Source organism: Candidatus Methanoperedens sp. (assembly GCA_027460535.1).
Lineage (GTDB): Archaea > Halobacteriota > Methanosarcinia > Methanosarcinales > Methanoperedenaceae > Methanoperedens.
Genome location: JAPZAR010000008.1, coordinates 52,065 through 75,319, shown reverse-complemented (window position 1 = coordinate 75,319; position 23,255 = coordinate 52,065). Strand labels below are relative to the sequence as shown.

Below are 23,255 nucleotides of genomic sequence, written 5' to 3'. Positions count from 1 at the left end.
CGTACCGTGGGCAATCATCATATATTCTAGGAAAATGTGGGAAAAATGGTGTCGAAAAAGATGAGGAATTGTTTTCCTCTGGAAAGAGCGAACCGAAATGCTTCGCATAAAATTTGGAAAAAAATTATCAGTACATGGATTGTTACATTTTTTGTAATATTTAATGCGGGCTGTGTAGAAAAAACTCTTAATTCAAGTGATAATACATCTTCCACGGTATTCCCGACACCTGCCGGCATTGATGCAATAAAGGATAAGATAAGAAACAATCTGATCGGAACCGGTATTGTATACAGAGACATCGCAGGAAGACCTGTCACTTACAATGTGACGGAAAAGGACATAAAAACTATTGAAAAGACGGTCATAGAAAACAGAACAGCCTGGAAGGTTAGAATAGGAGATAACTTGGCTTGGAATTTTTATTATGATGATCTTGGAAATGAAATAATTAAAAAAGAGCAATTGTTTGTGACATAAGAGGAAAATATGAGAAGATTGGTATTGATTTGTTTGGCACTTTTCGTGCTTCTTGGGGTGGCATGGGGATTTACTGCAGATAACAAAACTCAAAGCAGCATGAAATCTGAATCGGATGGAAATAAGAAGTCAATGGAGACCCTCTATGCTGGACAGGTCATGCATAATAGTGAAGAGTTCAAAAAGATAGTCAGAGGAAGTTTTGACCTTGGATACAATGGCATTTCTATTTCTCAGAACGATTTGGATTCGAAAGTTCGCTCTTTCCTTTCGAATAATCCTTTGCGCTTTGAAGTTGATCCTAAGAATTTAGTAACCTCTTCATCTTACATCGCTCAAAAACCCGAGGATTTATCGATATTAAAATATGTCCAGACATACAACGGGCTGCCTGTTTATTCAAGCAGTGTGATAGCGGCGATCAAAAATGGAAAGATGGTAACTCTCAAATCTAACTACTATCCAAAAATAGAGATCAGCACTGAACCAGCGTTAAGCGATGCAGGTATATTGGAGATTGTGGAGAAGGATATAGGAGTTCGCATAGAGGGAGGTTTAAAACCGCAGCGAACTTATAATTTCAGGGATTTGCATAGACTGAAATCTGAAAATGTTACGGACAAGAATATTACAGAAGAGATAACCAGTGTGGAAGATGCCTCCCTTGTGATCTATCCCAGGTTCACAAAGATTGGGAATGAGTACCATCTCGCTTACAAAGTAGAACTCGGACTGATCAAGTCTCCTCCTGCAAAGTGGATTTATATAATTGATGCAAACAACGGCGAAATCTTGGAGAAATACAACAAGGTCGTTTTTGGTACTCTGAACGGAAGAGTTATAGGACCGATGTATCCAGAGAATCCTAACCAGAGCAAGGTAACAAAAGGATTTCGGAACGAGAAGCTATATTCTGAAGCTAACACTTTAAGTAATGTATTCTGGTCCGGCGAAGGGAACAATTTATGGAATCATATCGAAACAAAAAACCCTATAAGTTTGAGCGGCGTTTCCTCGGCAACTCTTGAATTTAAGACAAAGTATTTCATAGAGAATTACTGGGATTCTGGTCTTGTAGCTATCTGCACAGTTGATTGTATAAATCCATCTAATTTTATAATTATTGAAGAATATACAGACAATCGAAGTACATGGGACACAATGGACATAGACCTATCTTCTTATATTGGAAAGCAGATTTGGATAGGTTTTGGATATACTACTGATCAATCCATTAGCTATGATGGATGGTATATCGATGACGCTAAAGTTATTACAAACAATGGCGTTGTTTTTATCGATCCTGCAGACAACTTTGATAAGTGGAATAATATAGGATTTTCCATAGTAGAACAGGAGATGCCAAGCCATACAGTATTAGGGAACACTGGGTCAGACGGTAACTACAGCTTTTCAGTGCCTTTAAGCAGTTTTATCCTATATTCGCAGCTCGAAGGGCCATTTGTGAAAGTAAATAACGACACTGGAGAAAATGCATTCCACAGAGCAACTGTTACGACTCCCTCTACGCACAACTGGGACTGGAGCGATAATGATTCCTATTATAAAAAAGAGCAGTCAAACGTCTTCTATCATGTAAATATAGTCCACGACTTCTTTACCAAAGGAAGTCCTTTTGACATCTATTCCATGAATTATCAGACTATCGCAAATGTTCAATATCCTGATTATTGCAATGCATTCAGCACTGGTACCGATCTCTATTTCTTTGGCGCAGGGTATGGATGCGAAGCCACGTCATTATTTAGCAGTATTATCTACCATGAGTACACACATAATGTAGTTGACCATGTTTATACAACACCTCTGCCTTACAGTGATGAGAGCGGTGCGCTGAATGAAGGATGGGCAGATTATTTCGCGAGCACGATTAATAATAACTCCTGTATGGAGAATATCGATGGCCCAGGTTGTATGAGATATCTGAACAACACCTACAGATATCCTGATGATATTGTCGGAGAGGTGCACGACGACAGCAGAATAGTCTCAGGCGCGGCGTGGGATATCAGAACGATGTTGGGAAATGAAAGCTCAGATAAGCTTGTTATCAACGCAATGAAACTAGAACCTTTCAACTTTACAGAATATCTTGAAGATATCATGGTTGCAGATGATAACAATACGAATCTTGGAGATGGTACACCGCATCTATTCGAAATCTGCACTGCCTTTTATAACAACCATGGTATTAATTCCAATTACTGCGGCAGGTTTTATCCAGCTGCGGAAACTTTAAATCTTTTACTTAACCCCGGCTTTGAGAGTGGGCATATAAACTGGGTTGAGTACAGCAGCGGTGGATACCCGGTAATTAATAGCTCCCAGTATGCTCACAGCGGAAGCTGGGACGCAGAAATGAGTGGTTATGACAAAGCAAATGAGTATATTTATCAGGATGTAACGCTTCCTTCGAACTTGAAGCACGCATATGTCCGGTTCTGGTATCGGATTTACACCACGGAGGGCACAACTACAACTCCTTATGATAAAATGAAAGTTGAAATAAGAAGTCCTGGAGATAATACTTTATTAAGGTCACTTGTGACTCTGAGCAATCTTAACGCGAGCGATGGCTGGAGAATAAGTGAAAAATATAATGTATCAGAATTCATAGGACAGACGATTCGGCTGAAATTCAATACAACAACTGATAGTAGTGCTCCGACTCTTTTCACTGTGGATGATGCAGCATTAACATCGCCTCCTCCTCCCTCCTCTCCATCCATTGCAATAAACTATGGAAATGCTTACACTAACTCAGCATCTGTTACTCTGAGCATATCAGCAATTAACGCAGAAAATATGAGCTTCAGCAACGACAATGCTTCATGGAGTACATGGGAACCAATGGCGTCTACGAAATCATGGACATTAAGCAATAGTGACGGCTTAAAAACAGTTTACTTTAATGCCAGAAATGATGCAGGCGAGACATTACCTGTCAATGATACAATTATTCTTGATACCATATCGCCTGCATTCGACTCCGTCTTCATAAATGATACGATGATGAAAACGGGTGATAGCTTTTTCGTCGAGATAAATGCCACGGACATTGTTAGTGAGAATCTCGCTGTGACCATGCATGTCATAAACGAGTCGAAGGTTGAGGTGCACAACAAGACGCTGGGAAAGCTCGGACCTGGTATTTACGGATTGAATGGAACTGTAGACACGAATTTGCCAGAAGGGAACCTGACACTAAACATTTCAGCCTCAGATCAGGCAGGTAATTCCGCATACAACGATTCTCTGGATATGACTATTGATAAGATGAAACCAGCGGTAACAAATCTTTCAACATCCACATCAACGCCTACAATAAACCAGCTCGTGCATATTACAGCAGCTGTGAGCGATACATATCTAAACACTTCCGGCATCCGTGTTGAAGTGAAACATCCAAAGGGTTTCCTGAATATTTCTCCAATGACTGGCAACGGCCCGTTTTACCTTGATTATTCCAATAACTCTGAATATGGCAGGTACAATGTGACCATTATCGCAACCGACCTCGCGGGCAATATCAACAATACCGAGAAAACATGGTTCGTAACCAGAATGCCGCCTTATATCAATCAATCTGTAAACACAACTGCAAATAATGCGACAATAATGAATGCCTCAAGAGAAGCAAATACAACTCTTGAGTTAGTTACATCCAATGACACAATCAGCGGCACTGTTAACATAACGATGAGTAGCGATATTCCACCTGAAATGAATCAATCATTCGCATTAACTCCTCTTGGGAAATATATCGAGATAAATGCCAGCGAAAATATCAGAAAAAATATCACTTGGATAAAACTCAAATTCTATTATACGAAGGCAGAACTGGACGCATCAGGGCTGGATGAGGCTTCCCTTAAAATATCGTGGTTCAATGAATCTGCTGTCCCGTACAGATGGGAAACGCTTAGTGCAGGTTCTCCGCAGTGGGTATATGGTGTCGGCGTGGAAACCGCAGATACCGATGGATATGCAGGCTACGTATGGGCCAACATATCACATCTCAGTACCTTTGCAGTTTTGGGCGCCCCTTCCGCCTCCCCCTCCCCCCCTCCTTCCAGTTCAGGTGGTGGTGGGGGCGGCGGCGGAGGAGGAGGCGGGGGGGCATCGGGTGAGAATTTCACAAACATCGAGCTGAAGGAGAAATATGACCTTTTCATTTTCAAGGATCAGGTCACTCCGTACCGGTTCACCAATGCAAGCAATCCTTTGTTGTTGATCAACATAACAGGAAATATCAGTGCTGGGGAAATTAATGTAGCAGTCGAAGTGCTCAGAAATACCTCTTCACTTCTAAAAATTCCGGCTCCTGGTATAGTTTATAAGAATATTAATATCTGGGTCGGTTCGACGGGTTTTGCCGTTCCGAAGAATATAAAAGAAGCTTTGATAAGATTCAGGGTTGATAATTCGTGGCTTGCAAACAACAACCTCCGGAGTGGTGATATCAGGATGGTTAAATGGGATAGTGGCAGATGGGCGCCGGTAGAAACCGCAGAAGAGACCAGAGATGACAAATATACCTACTATGAAGCCAAGACCATTGCATTCTCACATTTTGCAATCGTGGGACTTGAAAGTGGGCAGGTACAAAAAGCTATTTCGGAAAAAGAGGGAGCAGTAGCATCTGCAGGAACTGTAGAAAATGCAAACCCTTCAATTATTCTGACACCTAAAGGACCAGGGTTTGAATTCTTTTTAGTATTGATAGCGCTATCAGCGTTATACAAACTTGGTCGAAAGAAGAGATGAGGATTTCAATCTCATCTTCTAATTTTTTTTCTACAGTTCCTCTATATACCTCTCAGCCGACACTGCCGCGATCGCCCCATCACCCACAGCCGTAGCGATCTGCCTCAGAGGTGTGACCCTGCAATCCCCGGCCACGAAAATACCCTTGATGGAGGTTGCCTGCCCCGAGTATGGGACTATGAATCCGCCCTTATCCTTTTCTACGTCCACAAAGCCCGTGTTGGGAATAAGCCCCACGTAGATGAACACGCCGTCCGTTTTTATTTCAGAGATGGCATTGGTCTTGACGTTCCTGATCATTACCTTCTCCACAACCTGTTTTCCCACGATTTCCTCCACCACGGAGTCCCACACGAAGCTTATCTTGGGATTCGCAAAGGCATGCTCCTGGTTAATCTTCTCGGCGCGGAGTCTGTCCCTGCGGTGGACCACATACACCTGCCTGGCCATCTTGGTCAGGAATATTGCTTCAGTGATCGCGGAATCCCCTCCGCCCACCACGACAACGATCTTGTCCCTGAAGAAAAACCCATCGCAAGTGGCGCAATAGGAGACCCCTCTCCCGATGAACTGCAATTCTCCTTTTGCCCCCAGCTTCCTGGGCGTCGTGCCTGTTGCTATTATCACGGTTTTGGTTTCAAAATCGCCATCTGTGGTTTTGACGAGCTTTGTGCTCCCCCTGTCCTCGATCCCGGTAACCTCGGCCAAGCTTTTCATTTCAAGTCCGAACTTCTGGGCCTGCTCCTCGAATTTCCGTCCCAGGTCACCGCCTGAGATCTCAAGGAAACCCGGGTAGTTCTCCACAAGGTCAGTAATGATTATCTGGCCGCCAATTCCTGTTCTTTCAAGAAGGAGCGCATTCATCATGGCACGTTTTACATATATTCCTGCGGTGAGACCTGCCGGGCCTCCTCCTATTATGATAACATCATAAACCATATTTCCTCACTTTAAATCTTATATGAAGGATGTTAAATTAATAACTTCTTCTTTTCAGTATTTCTTTCACTCATTATTGAGGCATGCCATCAGCATTGCCGGATTTTTCATTTATTGCCCCATGAAAATACTCGTACACCGCCATAGCGTCCTTCTTCCCGATTCCCGGCACCCTCTCGATATCCGAAAGCCTGGCTTTCTTAAGTTCCTCAACAGACCCGAAATACCGCAGGAGCACCAATTTCTTTTTCTCCCCTATACCTTTTATCTCATCCAGCCAGGACGCATCAAGTCTCCTTCCCCGCAGTTTCCTGTGATATCCAATTGCAAACCTGTGCGCTTCATCCCTGATTCTCTGCAATAACTGAAGCGCAGGTGAGTCTTTTGGCAACACCACAGGCGTTTCCCTGTCAGGAAGGAAAATATACTCAAACTCCTTGGCAAGCGCTGCTGTATTGAGCTTCAGGCCAATCCCTTCCAGCGCGGAGATAGCGGCATTCAGCTGTCCTTTTCCCCCGTCGATCAATATCAGGTCGGGCATTGGTTTTCCCTCTTCCTTTCTTCGCGAATATGCGCGCGATACGACTTCAGCCATCATTGCAAAATCATCTGCGCCCTCTATCGTCTTTATCTTGAAGCGCCTGTAATTCTTCTTATCTGGCTCTCCTTTCTCGAAGGCCACAAGAGAGCCTGTTGCATCAGTACCCCCGATATTTGAGATGTCGAAGGCTTCGATTCTTGAGGGTGGCGAAGGCAGGCCAAGGGCTTTTTGCAGCCCCAGAAGCGGTTCGTTCTTATCCCTGCTTTCTGCAAGCACCTTCTGGTTCAGGAGCATCCGGGCATTCTCCTGCGCAAGGTTCATCAATCCCCTCTCGACCTTATTTTTCGGGATTTTGAGCTTCGAGCCCTTCTCGGTGAGCCAGCGAGATACGACCTCGTCCGTGAGTTCAACGGGGATTATTATTTCTTCTGGCGGCTCGATATTCTGATAGTACTGTTCGATAAAACTTGACAGCACCTCAGCCTCATCTGAACCTGCGGTGTTCAGTGAAAAAGTATCGCGCCCTTTGAGCTTACCTTCGCTTATGTGGAATAGCTGCAGGTTTCCAAGGGTTCCAGAAACTGCAAATGCGATTATATCCTGCTCTTTCTGTCCGGGAATGTTCACGCGCTGCTTTTCCGACAGTTCCTCCAGCGCATTGATCTGGTCGCGGATATGCGCAGCAGCTTCATATTCCTGATTTTCTGAAAGCTTTTCCATTTCTTCCTTCAGGTCATGGATAAGCTGGCTTCGCCTTCCCTTGAGGAAATTGGCCACATTCTTGATGATATCCAGGTATTCCTCTTTTGTCACTTCGCCGAGGCATGGAGCAGCGCATTGTTTTAAGTGATAGTTGAGGCATGGGGGGCATGGAAGTTTCTTCTTGCACCGCCTGATGCCGAAGCTTGAAGCCAATCTAATAAGTTCCCTCACAGCCTTTGAACTGGGGTAAGGCCCAAAATACTGCGCTCCGTCAGGCTCGCGGCGCCGGGATATGCAGATGCGCGGGAATTCTTCATTTGTTATCTTGATGAATGGGTAAGCCTTGTCGTCCCTGAGGCGCACGTTATACCGCGGCCTGTGCTCTTTTATGAGATTGGATTCCAGCACCAGGGCTTCGACTTCGTTCTCAGTGGCTATGTACTCGATATCTTCGAGATTTGCCACCATCATCCGGGTTTTCGGGGAGTTCTGTTCCCTGAAATACTGGCTCACCCTGTCCCGAAGCGAGGCGGCTTTTCCCACATAGATGACACGGTCATCTTTATCTTTCATTATGTATACGCCGGGGGAATCAGGGAGTTTTTTTGCGTCTTCGGTGGTTTTGGTCATGCTTTTCACTGATCTAAAGTATAATAAGGGTTTGATGCTTTACGTAATAATCTTTATTTAAAGATAGGTTCATCTTTATATTATGTCCGAAGCAATACCTGCTATTTACGAAGATGGCAAGTTCAAACCACTTCAAAAAGTTAATCTTCCTGAGCATAAACACGTTCATCTTATACTGATACCAGAGGAAGAGGCTACGCTGCTGAATTCTCAGAAAAGGGAATTATCGAAGATAGTTGGCATAGGTAGAAGTGGTAAAACTGATGTTGCTCGAAAGCACGACAGATACAGCTTGATATAAGGTAGTGCGAAAAATCAAGCCATAGGGTAACAGAGATATTTTGCGTCATCACTTTTAGGGATTACTTGAAAGTAGAATGCCCTATGACTTCCTCGAACTTTATGCTCCTTAAATCTTCCAGAAATATCTTTCCAAGGAAATTTCCATATTCTATCAATTGAATAGTCATCATTTAGATGTACAAACATCAGATGGGTGGGATTATTGTCGCCATCCTTCTTAGGGATGGCACTAGTTCGATTCCAACCTTTTTCTTTACCTTTTCGTGTTTTTACGGAGATCCGTTCTCCATTTACAGTTACAAAGTCATGCTCGTTTTCATCTGAAACCAATGTTCCATCCAATAGAAGTTTACAATATACCTCCCCAAGCCAACCAACAATTTCATCACCCTTTAATTTTTTGCCATCTGCGTATGGGAAAAGTTTTTGACGGATAATTGTATGTTCCCGATTAATGATAGTGAAATGGTTCAACAATTCTAACTCTAATTGCTCGAGATCTTTTAGGGACATATGGTTCCTATCATGTTTCAACATTTTTGCTGGTCATTTCTACCACTGATCTTAGATATAGAATATCTAATGAAAAGATTCTATTGATTGCTTTTTGGACAATTTTAGTCATTAACTGCATTATATAAAATCAATCATAATGTCCGGGATCACAAAGATCAGTTCTCCACTTTTTTTTAGGAGATGGATTATTTGAGACTTTAATGGACTCGTTAACTCTTTCTAAAATTATTATTTGTTTGTTATCTTTTGAAAAAATCTTTTTGCCAAGCTCCCTGACGTTTCTTCTATTTACAATCTGATTTTTCATCGTATCTATTTTATCCAATTCTTTATGCTTTCTTTCCTCATATGCCCTACTTTCCTCTTCTTCCCTCAACTTTCGAGCATCTTTTTCTCTCCTTTTCCACCATTTTTTCCGATTCAATGTTATCGTCTCTTTTGTATTTTGATAGAGGATTTATAGTCTGTCTTCTCTTTTTATTCATTGATGTTTACACATTTAAAACTTTCTTCAGATAATACCCCGTATAAGACCCCTCAATCCTCGCCACTTTTTCAGGCGTCCCCTCCGCAATAATCCTCCCGCCATTATCCCCTCCTTCCGGCCCCAGGTCTATTATGTGGTCTGCCACTTTTATGACATCCAGGTTGTGCTCAATAACCACAACGCTGTTCCCAGCGTCCACAAGCAGGGAGAGCATGTCGAGCAGTTTCTGAATATCTGCGAAATGCAGACCCGTGGTCGGTTCATCAAGAATGTAGAGCGTCCTTCCCGTACTTCTTTTGCTCAATTCGGTGGAAAGCTTGATGCGCTGCGCCTCCCCTCCCGAGAGGGTGGTGGCGGGCTGGCCCAGCCTGATATATCCGAGCCCCACATCAAAAAGCGTCTGAAGCTGGCGTTTTATCCTGGGGATGTTCTCAAAGAACGAGAGCGCTTCCTCCACCGTCATGTCAAGCACCTGCGAGATGTTCTTTCCCTTATATGCGATCTCGAGGGTCTCGCTGTTGAATCGTTTCCCGTGGCATACCTCGCACGGGACATACACATCAGGGAGGAAATGCATCTCGATAGTAATGATCCCGTCCCCCTTGCATGCCTCGCAACGCCCGCCTTTAACGTTGAAACTGAACCGCCCGGGCATATAACCCCGTGCTTTCGATGAAGGCAGCCTGGCGAAAAGATCCCTTACGGGAGTGAAAACGCCCGTGTATGTTGAAGGATTGGAACGCGGTGTCCTCCCAATGGGGGACTGGTCTATAATTATGATCTTATCGATGTTCTCCTGCCCGACTATACCCCTGTGCTTCCCGGGCTTTTCTTTGGCATTATAGAACTTCTGAGCCAGGGCTTTGTAAAGAATATCGTTAACGAGCGTGCTCTTACCTGAACCGGAAACGCCGGTGACCGCGGTCATCACGCCAAGAGGTATGTTCACATCTATCTGTTTCAAGTTATTCTCACTTGCCCCCACTATGGTGATTTTACCTTTTGGCTTTCTTCGCTTGCCAGGGATCGCTATCACTTTCTTATGGCTCAGATATTCGCCTGTAATGCAATTCTCGCATTTGATAACATCTTCCAGGCTTCCGGCAACCACCACTTCGCCACCGTGCACTCCGGCTCCGGGTCCCATATCCACGATAAAATCCGCACTGCGGATCATCTCTTCATCATGCTCGACCACTATGACCGTATTGCCAAGGTCGCGAAGCTGGGTGAGCATATGTATCAGTCTGGCATTATCCCGCTGGTGTAAGCCGATACTGGGTTCATCCAGGATGTAAAGCACGCCTACGAGGCTGGATCCGATCTGTGTGGCAAGCCTGATCCTCTGGCTCTCCCCTCCCGAGAGCGTGCCGGCCGCCCTCTCAAGAGTGAGATAATCAAGTCCCACATCCATGAGGAATCCCAGCCTCGCCCTGAGCTCTTTCATAATGGGTTTGGATATGATCGCCTCTTTTTCAGTGAATGAGAGGCCGTCAAGGAACTCAAGTGCCTTTTTCACGGAGAGCCGGGTGGTGGCGATGATGGATTTATCCCCTACCGTGACAGCCAGGCTTGAAGGTTTGAGCCGTTCACCTTTACACACGGTGCAGGGTTTGATGCTCATGTATTGCTGGATTCTCTCCCTCCCTTCTTCTGACTGGGATTCCCTGTATTTTCTTGCAAGGTGCGGTATGACCCCTTCAAAACTGCTCCAGTGTTCCCAGAGCCCGTCCCGTTCACGTGGCACATACCTGAATTGGATTTGCTCGCTCCCACCGTGCAGTATCACGCGCACATGCTCTGGTTTCAGTTCGGAGAACGGCGTGTCAAGCGAGAACCCGTAGTGTTTTGCCACTGACGCGAGCATCTGGTAATAGTATCCATGCTCATACCCCCACGGCTCGATAGCTCCCTGGCTCAGGGATTTGTTTTTATCCGGTATTATGAGGTCGGGATCGAACTCCATCGTGCTCCCGAGCCCCTGGCAGGCAGGACATGCACCGCGAGGGCTGTTGAAAGAGAACATATTGGGTTCAAGAGGCTCAAAGCTTATACCGCACTTTGTGCATGAGGCATGCTCGCTGAATAAAAGCTCCTTACCGTCGAGCATATCCACCACAACAATGCCGTTCCCCTCTTTGAGGGCAGTAGCGACAGAGTCAGAGAGCCGCTCCTCTATTCCTTTTTTTATTACCAGGCGGTCAACAATTACATCAATATCATGTTTCTGCTGCTTGTTAAGAACGATCTCCCGAGAAAGCTCGTATGTTTTGCCGTCCACCCTGACGCGGCTGAACCCCGAACTTGCAAGGTCCTCGAACATCTGTTTGTATTCTCCTTTCCTCTGTCTGGAGAGTGGTGCAAGCACATGGATCTTTGTACCATCGGGAAGCCCCATAAGTCTCTGTACGATCTGGTCAAGGGTCTGTGGAGTAATCTCGCTTCCGCAGTTGGGACAGTGCTGTCTTCCTATCCTGGCATACAGCAAGCGCAGGTAGTCGTATATCTCCGTCACTGTGCCCACTGTGGAGCGCGGGTTCTTGCTCGTGGATTTCTGTTCGATGGAGATGGCGGGGGAGAGACCTTCGATGTACTCTACATCGGGTTTGTCCATCTGTCCCAGGAACTGGCGTGCATATGCGGACAATGATTCAACATATCGCCGCTGGCCTTCCGCATAGAGAGTATCGAAGGCGAGCGAGGATTTGCCCGATCCCGAGAGCCCTGTTATCACGATCAGTTTATTTCTCGGAAGCTCAAGGTCGATGTTCTTGAGATTGTGGACGCGTGCCCCTTTGATGATGATTTTATCTGTTGACATGAAAAGAATAGACAGAGCTATATTGGCTTGGAATGGCTAAAATATTTGCCTTTGGTTTTTCCATTCGTGGATTTTTCCATACATATAATCATATAATACATAAATCAGTAGAAAACGTTATAGGAAAAGGACACTTTTTAAGTCCAGATTATGGAGATGGCTATTTTTGGATTTGATGATTATCCATCGGATATTTCATGGGATATGATCGAAACCAGTGAGCCTGCATTCGCCGCAAAATCTGTATTTAATGTGATCTGAAGGAAGGCAAAATAAACTAAAAACATTATCAGAAGGTGTCACAACTGGAAAAAGAGTCGCTTGGGAAAATAATGCTGAAATCAAGCTCATTAGTATTCTTTGCATTAATTATTACTCGCTTTTTCGGATTTCTATTTAATTCCCTTCTCACCAAGACTATAACGCAGGAAGAATACGGGATTTACACTTTTTCATGGTCGATTGCCCAATTAGGCGTGGGGATAATGCTTCTTGGTATCCCACCTGCGACAGCTTATTATATAGCTTTCAATCGAGGAAAAGGAGATCTTGAAAAAGTCAAAGCCTACACGAAAACCGGGTTCATACTGGTAATAATTCTGGTTTCTGTTTCCCTGTTTGGGTTGGTTTTAATAAACAGGCTTCTTCCAAATCTATTCTCTTTAAACAGGGAACTTGTCATGTTCCTGCTCTTGATGTTCATGATCCATGGCACAGGTTTTTTTTTCAGCCTGGTCATAAACGGTTACAGAAGACCTGAAGTAGCAACCATATTTGCAGCGACTACACCGATTGTTTCCTATTTATCGCTGATAATCCTTTCTTACCTTGGATACGGGTTCTATCCGATACTGATAAGCATCGCAGCCTCCCTGGCTATCCAATATGTGCTATCCGCTGCATATGTGGTGAAGAACTGGGGATTTGGAGGTAAATTCCAGTCCAAATTGGTGAAAAGCCTGGTTGTGTTCGGGATTCCTTTGATTTTCATGGACGTTTCGAACGGGCTATTGTACTCTTCAGGGATTTATATCATCAAGTATTATAACAATTTCGCGGACGTAGGGATATTCTGGGCTGCGAGCATGATCACAGGTGCTATGCTCATATTTCCACAAGCTGTGATTTCCATATTCTCTCCGGTTGTGAGCGAGCTTTTTGGATGCGGGGACAGGAAAAAGATCGAACACCTGTCTTCCTATATCATAGAAAGGCTCTTGATGTTCTCTCTTCCTTTGATTGCTATTTTGATGCTGTTTCCCGAAGGGATACTGAAAATAGTTTTTACGAAAGATTATTCTTCAGGTGCTACGCTTGTGCAGATACTTTCAATCTCCACATTTTTAACAGGCATATATCTTTTTTTTGTCTACATTATAATCAACTCAGGAAATCCAAGGCAGAATTCCAAAATCATGTTCGTGGGTGCTGTCTCGAACGTGATCTTCAATATTATCCTTGTTAAATATTATGGTATAACCGGGGCAGGCTTTGCTTCTCTCATTTCCGCGGCCATCATTCTATCAATATCTTTCAGATGGGCGAGGCAGAATGTAAAAATAATTATCTACAGGGACAGGACCTTGAAGATCATAGTCTCCCTGGCTTTGGTTTTACCTTTTATCTACGGCATAAAAATACTTTTCACAAATTTAATTCTGGCTTTTATTCTATCATTTGTAGTTCTGATAACAATCTACTTTACAGTCCTCTTTTTATTAAAAACTTTCAGGGAAGAAGATGAAGTCATGGTCAAAACAGTCCTCGGTGAAACAAAGTTTAGTGAATTCTTTATAAATAAACTAAGAAAAGGAATTTCATGATTTGAAACCATATATGGTAATCTCAGTGCCTGCGCCGCTAAAATTCAGGAGAACAAAACTTACAATTCCATGTCCGAGGATTGGGATCTTTGAGATGCCTTTAATCAATGCCCGGATAGGCTTCTGAGAAATTGTCTCAAAATCGCACTCGAATCCACGGGGTACAACCTTCACTTTCACAATCCCTGCACTTCTAAAAGCATCCCTGTACTCGTAATAAGGGTAGGCGTGTTCATTTGCCCCAAAAGCAACAGCGGGATGCTTCTTTCTAAATTCCTCATCGCCAGTGAAAAAAGGACGGATATGCTCTCCCCCGGCGATAACGAGCCCGTTCTTTTTCGCGCATCTTGCCATCTCGGAAACCATCCGGTCAAGGTCGGATGCATGGTGCAGCGCCTGGTGGCAGAAAACCACATCAAAGACACCTTCTTTGAGCGGGGAGTTCTCGCAATCCCCCAGGATAGCCTGGAAGGGCAATTTATCTCTGTATTTCCTGAACAATCCGAGGCCGCAGATATCACTTGAATTCATTTCAAGTGCAGTCACATCATAGCCTTTCTCCCCGAAAATATATGAAGTCCAGCATGTTCCCGCTGCGAAATCGAGAAGTTTGTCGCCCTTAGCTTTAATGATCTCCATTAGGAAACGAAAGTATAATGAGTCCCTGCCTTCTACCATTTTCCTGAGAAAGCCGGCAAAGGATCTATCCCAGCCTGACCTTTCTGCAAAAGCGTGGTAGCCTGAGATTTCTTTTTCTTTTAGGTTCATATTAATTTTTTAATACAATATTATAAACATCCATAGTCTTTCTTGCCGTCTCGTCCCATGAATAGTTCATAGCAGTGCTTCTGGCATTTTTTCCCAGATACCTTCGAAGTTTTTCATCTTTTATTAGCGTTTCAAGTTTGTCTGCAATTTCCTCGATATTATTGGGATCATCCAGATGAATTCCATCCATTCCATCCGTAATTAGCTCCCCTGCGCCTATTTTGCTATTTAAGACCGGAAGACCAGCGGCCATTGCTTCAAGCGTAGGTATGCCGAATGCTTCATATTTTGTAGGGAAAACAAATATATCTGCCATATTGTAAAACGAATTTAAATCATTTATATGTCCTGTGAATAAAACCTTACTGCCAACTCCCAACTTACTGGCTAGTTCTCTGTAATATTCATCTCCTTTTCTTGAACCTTCAACTGCTGCCTTACCAACAACTATAAGCTTAATATTTTTATGGCCACGCCTGTTAACTATTATATCAACGGCTCTAATCAGCTCCACCACCCCCTTTCTATAAAATTCCGTAGCCACTATTAATAATACTGTATCATTTTCATCAATCCTATATTTTCTTCTCAGTTCAGTTAATTTATTTTTTCCCAATGGTTTATATTCATCCAGATCCACACCAAGCGGAATTACAGCGATATCTTCATCAGGTACATTATAGTATTTCATAAGTTCTTCTTTGGAAGAAGTGGAGTCGGCTATAATCTTTTTGTAATTCCTGTGCGAATAATTTAATGTTTCTATTGTCAAATTAAACATATCAAGGAAGCCATGTCCTCGAATTTCGATCTCATTTTTTTTGAATTCCATCCCTGCTCTGTGAATACTATGGGCTGTAATAATATCCTGGCATATGCTATCACAACCGTTGATATGAATCATATCATATTTTGATCTCGATAATTTTAATCTCACTGTGCATTGCAATGTAAACGGGATAGAACTTATCACACGAGGGCCTGAAATTGTTGGAATTTTATGAAAAATTATGGCTTTATTGCAGACGTCCCTCCATCCTGTGGCATATACATGGACTTCATGTTGCCCAGCAAAATTTTCCGCCAGTTCCGCGACATATCTTGAAATCCCTCCCCGTTTATTATAATCGTCCGTGGTTAATGCAATTCTCATGATATTATCTTCCTGGCTACCATTATATTGCCAAGAGTGTCGTTTTCTTCATAAAAAATTCTATCGGTTATTGTGAATATCAATTGTAAGAACATACATATAACATGGGCTAATCCACGGAGTAAAATATTACGTAAATTCCCTTTCTCATCAATCGCCAGTAAGTAAAAAATGAAACTACTCAATCTCTGTCCTATAAGCGAAAAAAATCCTCCTAGTGGTTTTATATATATTACCTCAAAGCTGTTTTTTTCAGAAAGGTATTTTAAACCAAATTTGGTATATCTATAATAATCTTGGGGTGTTTCGTGTAACCCCCAGCATTGTGGAGCCGTCAGAATTAGCACTCCATTTTTTTTGAGAATCCTGTTAATTTCACTAAAAGCGGCAGAAGGTTCAGAAACATGCTCCAGAACTTCGGTGGCTAGCACTGTATCAAAAGTTTCATTTTTAAAAGGAAGGTGAGGAAGAATCGAATATATTTCTACATTTTTATTTTCCTTGTTCGCTGAAATGCTGGAAGGATAATCGATACCTATGTGTTCTTTCACCACATCTACAAAAACTTTTCTATACGGTTTTGTACCGCATCCCACATCCAGCATGCGCCCTTTAGCATAAATTCGGGAGTCGTTTAACGAATCTAAAATGAATTGCCTTATGATCCTATACTGGTTTAGCCAAGAAATCGAATATTTCAAACCAATTTCTCCAACAATTTTAGAGCAACACCTACTCTTGAGCCCCTCTCCACCTCCGGTGCCGCATCAAGCTCTTTCCTCTTCCATATTTTTTCATACAATTCTTCTTCCAAGGTCATGTGATCTGCTTTACCCAGTTCCAAGTATTCTTTATACCTTCAGCCAGCGAAGTCTTGGGCTTCCAGGCGTATTCCTTTTTTATTCGTGCTATATCCAGTACTATTCTGGACACATCACCTTTTCTTACGTTTACATATTCGGGTGTTATTCGATTCCCAATAACCTCCGACATTGTATCAACCAGGTCATTCAGAGATGTACCCGTACCGCTTCCCACATTGAAAATATGGTGTTCCGATTTGATTTTCCGGGAAATAGCGATCAAATTTACGTCCACTACATCCTTTATATACACATAATCCCTTATAATGCTGCCGTCACCATAGATCACAGGCGGCTTTCCTTTTGCGATATTGCTTAAGAATGCGGGAATAACTCCCTGCCCCTTGGAGGGATATTGACCTTCTCCGTAGGGATTGGAATATCTGAATATTGTGTAATCCAACCCGTATGCGTAATTGAAATATTGTATATACTTTTCAATCGCCAATTTTGATATGCCGTAGGGGCATATGGGATTCGTTGGTTCGTCTTCGCCCACGGGAACTTTTGGGGGTTCCCCATAAACTGTGCCTCCAGAGGATGTAAATATGATTTTCCTGACATTAGTATTTATCAGGTCCTGCAGTAAACCTATTGTCCCAATTACATTTGATTCCACATCATATACAGGATCGAGGATGGAATTCTGGGGATTGGTGGTAGAAATGTTATGGAAAACGAACTCAACGTCTTTAATGGCCTTTTTTCGAATTCCTCGGTCCAAAAAATTACCTTTGATTATCTCAATTCTATCCAATATAGGTTCGAGATTGGAAGTACCGGATTTAAGATCACTCAATATTTTGACACTGTAACCGTTCTCAACCAAAATCTTAGCTATCTGAGAGCCTATAAATCCGTTTCCACCTAATATGAGACAGCTACTCATAAAAGTGGTTTCCACCACCATTCATTCTTTTTATACCATTTTATCGTTGACTTCAAAGAAGTCTCAAAATCATGCTCTGGTTCCCATCCGAGTCTTTTTATTTTCGTAAAATCCAATGAGTATCTTCTATCATGCCCCGGTCTATCTTCTACAAATTTTATCAGACTATTTGGCTTATCAAGTTCGGAAAGGATCAGGTCAGTGATCTCCAAATTCGTTTTTTCATTTCCAGCGCCGATATTGTAAATCTCTCCCGGGGTTCCCTTTTGATACACCATGTCAATAGCTGAACAATTATCCAGAACATATATCCAATCTCTTACATTCATCCCATCACCGTACACCGGCAGTGGTTTGTTTTGTATTGCGTTTATTATAAAGAGTGGTATAAGTTTTTCCGGATATTGATAGGGACCGAAGTTATTAGAACTGCGGGTAGTCAGGACCGGGAGGCCATAGGTTTTATAATAAGCCCCGACCAGCAGATCTGCGCCGGCTTTGCTTGCGGAATACGGCGATGCAGGCTTTAATATATCATCTTCCTTGAAAGAGCCCTTTTCTATTGAGCTATAGACCTCATCTGTGCTTATCTGGATATATTTCTTAATCTCATATTTTCTTGCGGCCTCAAGCAAGGTATATGTTCCAAGAACATCAGTCTTGATAAAAGCGCCGGGTTCCTTTATTGATCTATCCACATGGGTCTCGGCCGCGAAATTAAAAACAATGTCACAATCTTTTATCGCTTTTTCGACATCTTCTCTGCTGCAGATGTCCCCTTTTATGAACGATATCTTCTTTTTTATATCATCCAGATTTTCAAGCCGCCCGGCATATGTGAGCTTATCTATGACCACGATCTCATCATCCGGGCGCTTTTCCAGCATGTATCGGACAAAATTACTTCCAATAAAACCCGCACCTCCCGTAATTAAGAGCTTCATGCATTCACTCCGGCAGGCATAGATTCCAGCATCTTATTCATTATCACATCTTTATTTTATTATTCAATTGGTATAACAGTTCATTTGCCTCAAAATAGGATTCGAAAGTTCCACTGTCCACCCAGCGGCCTTTAACAATGTCATATTTTAATTCATGATCTTTGATATATACATTGTTCACGGAAGTTATCTCGTATTCACCTCGATCTGACGGCTTTATCTTTTTGAGGATATCAAAAACCTTTGGATTGTACATATAAACCCCGACCACGGCAAAATCTGTTTTAGGTGATTGCGGTTTTTCTTCTATCTCAAGTATGTGTTTTTCATCCATTGCAGCTATTCCGAACCTCTCCGGGTCATTCACTTTTTTCAACAGTACCCTTGCACCTTTCTCCTGTTTTTCAAAATTCCTGACATAAGGAGATATGCTGTATTCAAAAACGTTATCCCCCAGGAAAACCACGATCTTATCATTGCCCGCGAAGTTTTCAGCTAATGATAATGCATCAGCTATCCCCTTGGCTTCCTCCTGCACTTTGAATGTAAATTCACATCCGAATTCTTTTCCGCTACCTAAAACTTTGACAATGTCTCCCATGTGGTCGGTACTGGTCACTATCATTATTTGTAGTATCCCGGCACTTACCAGTTGTCTGATGGGATGAAATATCATAGGTTCCTTTCCAACAGGCAATAAGTGCTTGTTGGTGACCTTCGTCAGAGGATATAAGCGAGTTCCTTTTCCGCCTGCTAATATTATTCCCTTCATAATACCATCTTCTGATTATATCTTAATAATTTTATTACTTTTTCACTACCATTATGTAGCCTAAAGTATCTCCTTCCTGTCTGTCCAGTCTGTCCAGTGACAAAAAGAATGCCTGGATAACCGCACATGAACTTCTTTTTATCATTTCTCCAAATATTGACGCTGGCGTCCCTCTCCAATGATATGACCAGCTACTTAATCTTTGTCCAATCATGCCCCAGAAACCGCATCTTTCCTCAATATAGACGATCTCAAATTCGAGACTCTCTGCAAGATATTTTAATCCGTATCTAGTGTAACGATAATAATCATGCGGAATCTCATGCAATCCCCATGTCATGGGGGCTGTCAATATCAGATGTCCGTCCCTTTTTAGGACTCTATGTGCCTCTTTTAGCATTTCTTTCGGTTCAGGAACATGTTCAAGCACCTGGAGCGAGATAACAGTATCAAAACTGTTTGATTTAAAAGGCAGCTCCAAAACGGAACCATGAACATCTGCTTTTTTCTCTTCCTTATTTGCAGATTCAGAGAGGGGTAAATCAATTCCAATATAATTTTCTTCGCGAAAAATAAGAGCATACGGTTTATTTCCGCAGCCCATATCCAATATGTTCCCGCAGGCGTATTTTTTGGCTTTGATTAACGCATCCAGGATGGACTGATTTTCAATTTTATAGGGAGAAAGATAGGATATTTTTCCGCGGTAAAGCAAATCTTCATTTCTCTTCTTCCACGAGGATTGAATGTTCATTTTCCTAAAGCCTTCTCATAAACTTTTATTGTGTCATCAACCATTCTATCCACGCTGTACCGTTCCATTATCTTTCTCCGTGCATTTTTCCCAAGCTTAGCTCCCAGCTCCTCATTTTTTAAAACTTCAAGTATTTTTTCCTTTAATTCCCTGAGATTGCCGGGTTGGATTAAAATCCCATCGATATAATTCTCTATGACAGTAGGAATCCCGCCTATCCTTGATGCAATGACAGGCCTCTCACAGGCCATCGCCTCAGGGATCACCAGAGGCCCGGCTTCCACTCTCAGCGTCGGGAAGGCAAAAACATCTGCAATATTGTAATAAAATTTCAGCTCTTCGTGCGATACTTTTCCTGTGAAGACCACATGATCGGAAACCTTAAGTTCCTGAGCCATTTTCTTTAAATTCTCCATGGCCGGGCCATATCCCACCAGAACCAGCTTTATTTCCCTATCCTCTTTTAAAAGTTCAGGCATGACCCGAATAAGGAGATCATGCCCTTTCTGCCCGGTCATCACGCCAATTGACAGGATAATTTTCTTGTTTTGAAGTTGATATTTTTCTTTCAGACCTGAAACCTCTAAATCCGGTCTGAATGTATCTACATCAATACCGTTCTGGATCAAAATAAATTTTTCTTCAGGGATGTTGTATTGTTTTTTGAGATCCTCTTTTAATTCATTGCTGACCGCAATTATTTTGCTGGCTCTCTTGCTTGTGATTTTATCATCTTTATTATGATTTATTAGAAAATCATTATAAAATATATATAATGCAATGATAAAACCTTTTATTGATTTTGTATTTATCGCGCTGATTATTTCGTTTAACGTTGTTCCCTGAAAAGTTACGATAAAGGGTATTTCATTATGACAGAATCTCGCAAATCCATAACCAGAGGTGCTTTGACTGTGAACTATATCAAATCTTTCTTCATAGTTCAGTTTTTCAAATAATTCCAGAGATTCTTCATAAAATCTCGCCGTACATTTAAGGGATTTATCACCCACGTAGTAGATTTTCAAATTTCCTTTCTCTTCTTTCTTAATTCCCAGCGGGTGCCTGGTGGTTATTACGGTTACTTTATGCTGTCTTTTGATGAGTCCATCAACTAAAGATTGAACATGGATCTCCATTCCCCCTGTAATATGAACGGGCAAGCCTTTAGCGAAAATGCAGATATTCATAAATCTCCACCTATCTTCCTTATTAATACTACTGCATCTTCAAGGGATTCTACTCTATAATCAACCTTAACAGATTGATTATATGGTTTATCTATTAAGAGCGTTATACACCCGGCGGCTTTTCCGGCATCTATATCTTTCCAGTTATCCCCTATTAAGAAAGACCTTATTAGATCTACCTTCCATTTTTTTGAAAGGTCCATAAGCATTCCAGGTTTGGGTTTACGGCAGGTGCATTTATCGCGGTCGTCATGTGGGCAGACCATTATATCCTGGATAGGGAACAGTTCGTACAGCATCTCGTTTATTTTCTCTGTCGTGCCCTCCTCAATATAGCCCCTTGATATGTCTGGTTGATTTGAAATTATAAAGAGATAATAGCCCATCGAAGATAATTCCCCAAGGGGCTTTTCTATTCCGGCAACTAACTTGAATTCTTCAAATCTCCAGGGCGATGACGGTTTCTCGCCATCGTGAAAAACGATCTCATTTATGACCCCATCCCTGTCCAGAAACACAGCCCTGTTGTTGATATTTGTCACACCGATATTAATTCTCTTACAACTATTTCAGCATCGATTCAATTTTTTTAGCATCCTTCAGGAACATCTGCACAGTTTCCTTACTGTACGGATGAACGATCATTCCTTCAAGAAGATTTGGGGTTGTTGTCACAATGTGGGCCCCGGCTTCAAGCCATTCTACGATATTCAATACTTCCCGTGTGGAACCGACGATAATTTTTGATTTAAGATCAAAATCATCGATAAGATTTCGCAGTTTCCTTATTTCTTCACAGCAGTTATATCCCATATTGTTGACCCTGCCGCCGAATATCGAAACATATGTCGCCCCTGAAAGCGCTGCCAGAAGGCACTGCTGCGCGCTCATCATTGCGGTCACATTGACCCTGACGTTATATTCTGTTTCGAGTTCATGGACCACTTCAAGGTTCTCAAGTTCACCATTCGGGCCATGTATCGTTATTTTGACATTGATGTTATCAGCCCATCCGGCAAATTCCTTCGCCTGCTCTATCATCCCATCACGGTCGTTGGTCATTACCTCGACAGATACAGGATACGGCGCGATTAATTCTGCAATTTCGATCGAACGTTTCTTGATGCCTGACATTCCGCCGCCGACCCCATCCTTCAGCATGATGGTCGGATTGGTCGTTACTCCTCTGATTATTCCCATTTTATGGTATTTTGCAATTTCCGATATTATACTCGAATCCAGAAAGATCGGCATATTTCAGTCTCCTTTTTTAGATTATTATATACAATACTATTATTTAACTGATTCCCATTTCATTTCATGAATACTCAGGTCAGGATGGGATACAAGTAAATGCCACACCAGCGCCTGGAATGATTCTGTATGAGGAGTAACCGTATCCTTATTCACTATAGGGACTATCACGCAGGCATCCGCCACTTTTGCCGTGTACCCGCCGTCCCTACCGACTACACCGCATATCTTCGCCCCTGCCGATTTAGCATATTCCAGCGCCTTCACGATATTTGCGCTTATGTTTTTTTCCAAGTTGCCCCCTCCAACTGAAAATACGAACACCATATCATTTGCATCGAGCTTGCTGACTTTCAGCCATTTAGCAAAAACAGTATCCCACCCCTCATCATTTGTTCTTGCCGTCAGTTCGGATACATTATCCGTTGGTGCATAGGATTCTATTCCGGCTATCTTTCGAAAATCGTTGACCGCATGTGATGCATTCCCGGCCCCGCCACCGACGCCCAGGAAAAAAATGCGTCCGCCGTCTTCACGGACATTGACCAGCAATCTTATTATCTTTTCGATCTCCACATGATCCAATTGATCGATTATTTTTTTAGCATCATCCAGATATTGATTTAGGTAGGACATAG

21 protein-coding genes are annotated in these 23,255 nt (G+C 42.5%); 4 read left to right on the top strand and 17 right to left on the bottom strand.

The window, feature by feature from the left end; all coding sequences use genetic code 11:
• The first annotated feature begins 45 nt into the window (after positions 1–45).
• Positions 46–480 (top strand): hypothetical protein, encoded by a 435-nt coding sequence (locus O8C65_02880; protein MCZ7355854.1) that lies wholly within the window; start codon positions 46–48, stop codon positions 478–480.
• A gap of 9 nt (positions 481–489) precedes the next feature.
• A complete protein-coding gene (locus O8C65_02875; protein MCZ7355853.1) occupies positions 490–5,268 on the top strand; it encodes a PGF-pre-PGF domain-containing protein in 4,779 nt (1,592 codons plus the stop codon).
• A gap of 30 nt (positions 5,269–5,298) precedes the next feature.
• On the opposite strand, the gene trxB is transcribed toward O8C65_02875, so the two are convergent.
• Together trxB and uvrC are read right to left on the bottom strand one after the other, a co-directional pair.
• The gene (trxB, locus tag O8C65_02870) at positions 5,299–6,207 is read right to left on the bottom strand and encodes a thioredoxin-disulfide reductase (GenBank protein MCZ7355852.1); all 909 of its coding nucleotides are present in this window, start codon (positions 6,205–6,207) and stop codon (positions 5,299–5,301) included.
• A gap of 73 nt (positions 6,208–6,280) precedes the next feature.
• The gene (gene uvrC / locus O8C65_02865; protein MCZ7355851.1) at positions 6,281–8,080 is read right to left on the bottom strand and encodes an excinuclease ABC subunit UvrC; all 1,800 of its coding nucleotides are present in this window, start codon (positions 8,078–8,080) and stop codon (positions 6,281–6,283) included.
• 82 nt (positions 8,081–8,162) lie between these two features.
• Here uvrC and O8C65_02860 point away from each other — a divergent pair, with 82 nt between their 5' ends.
• A complete protein-coding gene (locus tag O8C65_02860; GenBank protein MCZ7355850.1) occupies positions 8,163–8,381 on the top strand; it encodes an antitoxin family protein in 219 nt (72 codons plus the stop codon).
• 14 nt (positions 8,382–8,395) lie between these two features.
• On the opposite strand, the gene O8C65_02855 is transcribed toward O8C65_02860, so the two are convergent.
• From O8C65_02855 to uvrA, 3 genes are all read right to left on the bottom strand, one after another.
• The gene (locus O8C65_02855) at positions 8,396–8,896 is read right to left on the bottom strand and encodes a hypothetical protein (protein MCZ7355849.1); all 501 of its coding nucleotides are present in this window, start codon (positions 8,894–8,896) and stop codon (positions 8,396–8,398) included.
• A gap of 130 nt (positions 8,897–9,026) precedes the next feature.
• Positions 9,027–9,323 carry a hypothetical protein gene (locus O8C65_02850; protein MCZ7355848.1) on the bottom strand — a complete coding sequence of 99 codons (297 nt, stop codon included), beginning with the start codon at positions 9,321–9,323 and terminating at the stop codon, positions 9,027–9,029.
• A gap of 67 nt (positions 9,324–9,390) precedes the next feature.
• Positions 9,391–12,207 carry an excinuclease ABC subunit UvrA gene (gene uvrA / locus O8C65_02845; GenBank protein ID MCZ7355847.1) on the bottom strand — a complete coding sequence of 939 codons (2,817 nt, stop codon included), beginning with the start codon at positions 12,205–12,207 and terminating at the stop codon, positions 9,391–9,393.
• A 296-nt stretch (positions 12,208–12,503) separates the two neighbouring features.
• Between uvrA and O8C65_02840 the strand changes: the two genes are divergently transcribed.
• Positions 12,504–14,030, top strand: a complete 1,527-nt coding sequence (locus tag O8C65_02840) for a flippase (GenBank protein ID MCZ7355846.1) — start codon at positions 12,504–12,506, stop codon at positions 14,028–14,030.
• On the opposite strand, the gene O8C65_02835 is transcribed toward O8C65_02840, so the two are convergent.
• The 12 genes from O8C65_02835 to O8C65_02780 all read right to left on the bottom strand — a co-directional run bounded on the left by O8C65_02835 (position 14,025) and on the right by O8C65_02780 (position 23,253).
• Positions 14,025–14,798: a class I SAM-dependent methyltransferase gene (locus O8C65_02835; protein MCZ7355845.1), complete on the bottom strand. Its 774-nt coding sequence runs from the start codon at positions 14,796–14,798 to the stop codon at positions 14,025–14,027. The two genes, O8C65_02840 and O8C65_02835, sit on opposite strands and share 6 nt — an antisense overlap.
• Position 14,799: 1 nt before the next feature.
• Positions 14,800–15,951 carry a glycosyltransferase family 4 protein gene (locus O8C65_02830; GenBank protein ID MCZ7355844.1) on the bottom strand — a complete coding sequence of 384 codons (1,152 nt, stop codon included), beginning with the start codon at positions 15,949–15,951 and terminating at the stop codon, positions 14,800–14,802.
• On the bottom strand, positions 15,948–16,556 hold the full coding sequence (locus tag O8C65_02825) for a class I SAM-dependent methyltransferase (protein ID MCZ7355843.1): 609 nt from the start codon (positions 16,554–16,556) through the stop codon (positions 15,948–15,950). Before O8C65_02825 ends, O8C65_02830 begins: the two co-directional genes overlap by 4 nt.
• A 92-nt stretch (positions 16,557–16,648) precedes the next feature.
• Positions 16,649–16,771 (bottom strand): hypothetical protein, encoded by a 123-nt coding sequence (locus O8C65_02820; protein MCZ7355842.1) that lies wholly within the window; start codon positions 16,769–16,771, stop codon positions 16,649–16,651.
• Complete coding sequence (locus O8C65_02815) at positions 16,768–17,703, bottom strand: NAD-dependent epimerase/dehydratase family protein (protein ID MCZ7355841.1); 936 nt, start codon at positions 17,701–17,703, stop codon at positions 16,768–16,770. The genes O8C65_02820 and O8C65_02815 overlap by 4 nt, the downstream gene beginning before the upstream one ends.
• On the bottom strand, positions 17,700–18,647 hold the full coding sequence (gene rfbB, locus O8C65_02810; protein ID MCZ7355840.1) for a dTDP-glucose 4,6-dehydratase: 948 nt from the start codon (positions 18,645–18,647) through the stop codon (positions 17,700–17,702). The genes O8C65_02815 and rfbB overlap by 4 nt, the downstream gene beginning before the upstream one ends.
• Positions 18,648–18,690: 43 nt before the next feature.
• The gene (locus tag O8C65_02805) at positions 18,691–19,419 is read right to left on the bottom strand and encodes a sugar phosphate nucleotidyltransferase (protein MCZ7355839.1); all 729 of its coding nucleotides are present in this window, start codon (positions 19,417–19,419) and stop codon (positions 18,691–18,693) included.
• Positions 19,420–19,453: 34 nt separating this feature from the next.
• Positions 19,454–20,173, bottom strand: a complete 720-nt coding sequence (locus O8C65_02800; GenBank protein MCZ7355838.1) for a class I SAM-dependent methyltransferase — start codon at positions 20,171–20,173, stop codon at positions 19,454–19,456.
• Complete coding sequence (locus tag O8C65_02795) at positions 20,170–21,363, bottom strand: glycosyltransferase family 4 protein (GenBank protein MCZ7355837.1); 1,194 nt, start codon at positions 21,361–21,363, stop codon at positions 20,170–20,172. Before O8C65_02795 ends, O8C65_02800 begins: the two co-directional genes overlap by 4 nt.
• Positions 21,360–21,905, bottom strand: coding sequence for an HAD-IIIA family hydrolase (locus O8C65_02790; GenBank protein MCZ7355836.1), 546 nt, complete (start codon positions 21,903–21,905; stop codon positions 21,360–21,362). The genes O8C65_02795 and O8C65_02790 overlap by 4 nt, the downstream gene beginning before the upstream one ends.
• Before the next feature lie 22 nt (positions 21,906–21,927).
• The gene (locus O8C65_02785; protein ID MCZ7355835.1) at positions 21,928–22,617 is read right to left on the bottom strand and encodes a hypothetical protein; all 690 of its coding nucleotides are present in this window, start codon (positions 22,615–22,617) and stop codon (positions 21,928–21,930) included.
• Positions 22,618–22,656: 39 nt separating this feature from the next.
• On the bottom strand, positions 22,657–23,253 hold the full coding sequence (locus O8C65_02780; GenBank protein MCZ7355834.1) for an SIS domain-containing protein: 597 nt from the start codon (positions 23,251–23,253) through the stop codon (positions 22,657–22,659).
• Positions 23,254–23,255: the final 2 nt, after the last annotated feature.

Bases quoted from the DNA above. Each gene is read 5' to 3' on its own strand.
- O8C65_02880 (MCZ7355854.1), top strand. From the start codon at position 46: ATGGTGTCGAAAAAGATGAGGAATTGTTTTCCTCTGGAAAGAGCGAAC.
- O8C65_02875 (MCZ7355853.1), top strand. From the start codon at position 490: ATGAGAAGATTGGTATTGATTTGTTTGGCACTTTTCGTGCTTCTTGGG.
- trxB (MCZ7355852.1), bottom strand. From the start codon at position 6,207: ATGGTTTATGATGTTATCATAATAGGAGGAGGCCCGGCAGGTCTCACC.
- uvrC (MCZ7355851.1), bottom strand. From the start codon at position 8,080: ATGACCAAAACCACCGAAGACGCAAAAAAACTCCCTGATTCCCCCGGC.
- O8C65_02860 (MCZ7355850.1), top strand. From the start codon at position 8,163: ATGTCCGAAGCAATACCTGCTATTTACGAAGATGGCAAGTTCAAACCA.
- O8C65_02855 (MCZ7355849.1), bottom strand. From the start codon at position 8,896: ATGTCCCTAAAAGATCTCGAGCAATTAGAGTTAGAATTGTTGAACCAT.
- uvrA (MCZ7355847.1), bottom strand. From the start codon at position 12,207: ATGTCAACAGATAAAATCATCATCAAAGGGGCACGCGTCCACAATCTC.
- O8C65_02835 (MCZ7355845.1), bottom strand. From the start codon at position 14,798: ATGAACCTAAAAGAAAAAGAAATCTCAGGCTACCACGCTTTTGCAGAA.
- O8C65_02830 (MCZ7355844.1), bottom strand. From the start codon at position 15,951: ATGAGAATTGCATTAACCACGGACGATTATAATAAACGGGGAGGGATT.
- O8C65_02825 (MCZ7355843.1), bottom strand. From the start codon at position 16,556: ATGCTGGATGTGGGATGCGGTACAAAACCGTATAGAAAAGTTTTTGTA.
- O8C65_02820 (MCZ7355842.1), bottom strand. From the start codon at position 16,771: ATGACCTTGGAAGAAGAATTGTATGAAAAAATATGGAAGAGGAAAGAG.
- O8C65_02815 (MCZ7355841.1), bottom strand. From the start codon at position 17,703: ATGAGTAGCTGTCTCATATTAGGTGGAAACGGATTTATAGGCTCTCAG.
- rfbB (MCZ7355840.1), bottom strand. From the start codon at position 18,647: ATGAAGCTCTTAATTACGGGAGGTGCGGGTTTTATTGGAAGTAATTTT.
- O8C65_02805 (MCZ7355839.1), bottom strand. From the start codon at position 19,419: ATGAAGGGAATAATATTAGCAGGCGGAAAAGGAACTCGCTTATATCCT.
- O8C65_02800 (MCZ7355838.1), bottom strand. From the start codon at position 20,173: ATGAACATTCAATCCTCGTGGAAGAAGAGAAATGAAGATTTGCTTTAC.
- O8C65_02795 (MCZ7355837.1), bottom strand. From the start codon at position 21,363: ATGAATATCTGCATTTTCGCTAAAGGCTTGCCCGTTCATATTACAGGG.
- O8C65_02785 (MCZ7355835.1), bottom strand. From the start codon at position 22,617: ATGCCGATCTTTCTGGATTCGAGTATAATATCGGAAATTGCAAAATAC.
- O8C65_02780 (MCZ7355834.1), bottom strand. From the start codon at position 23,253: ATGTCCTACCTAAATCAATATCTGGATGATGCTAAAAAAATAATCGAT.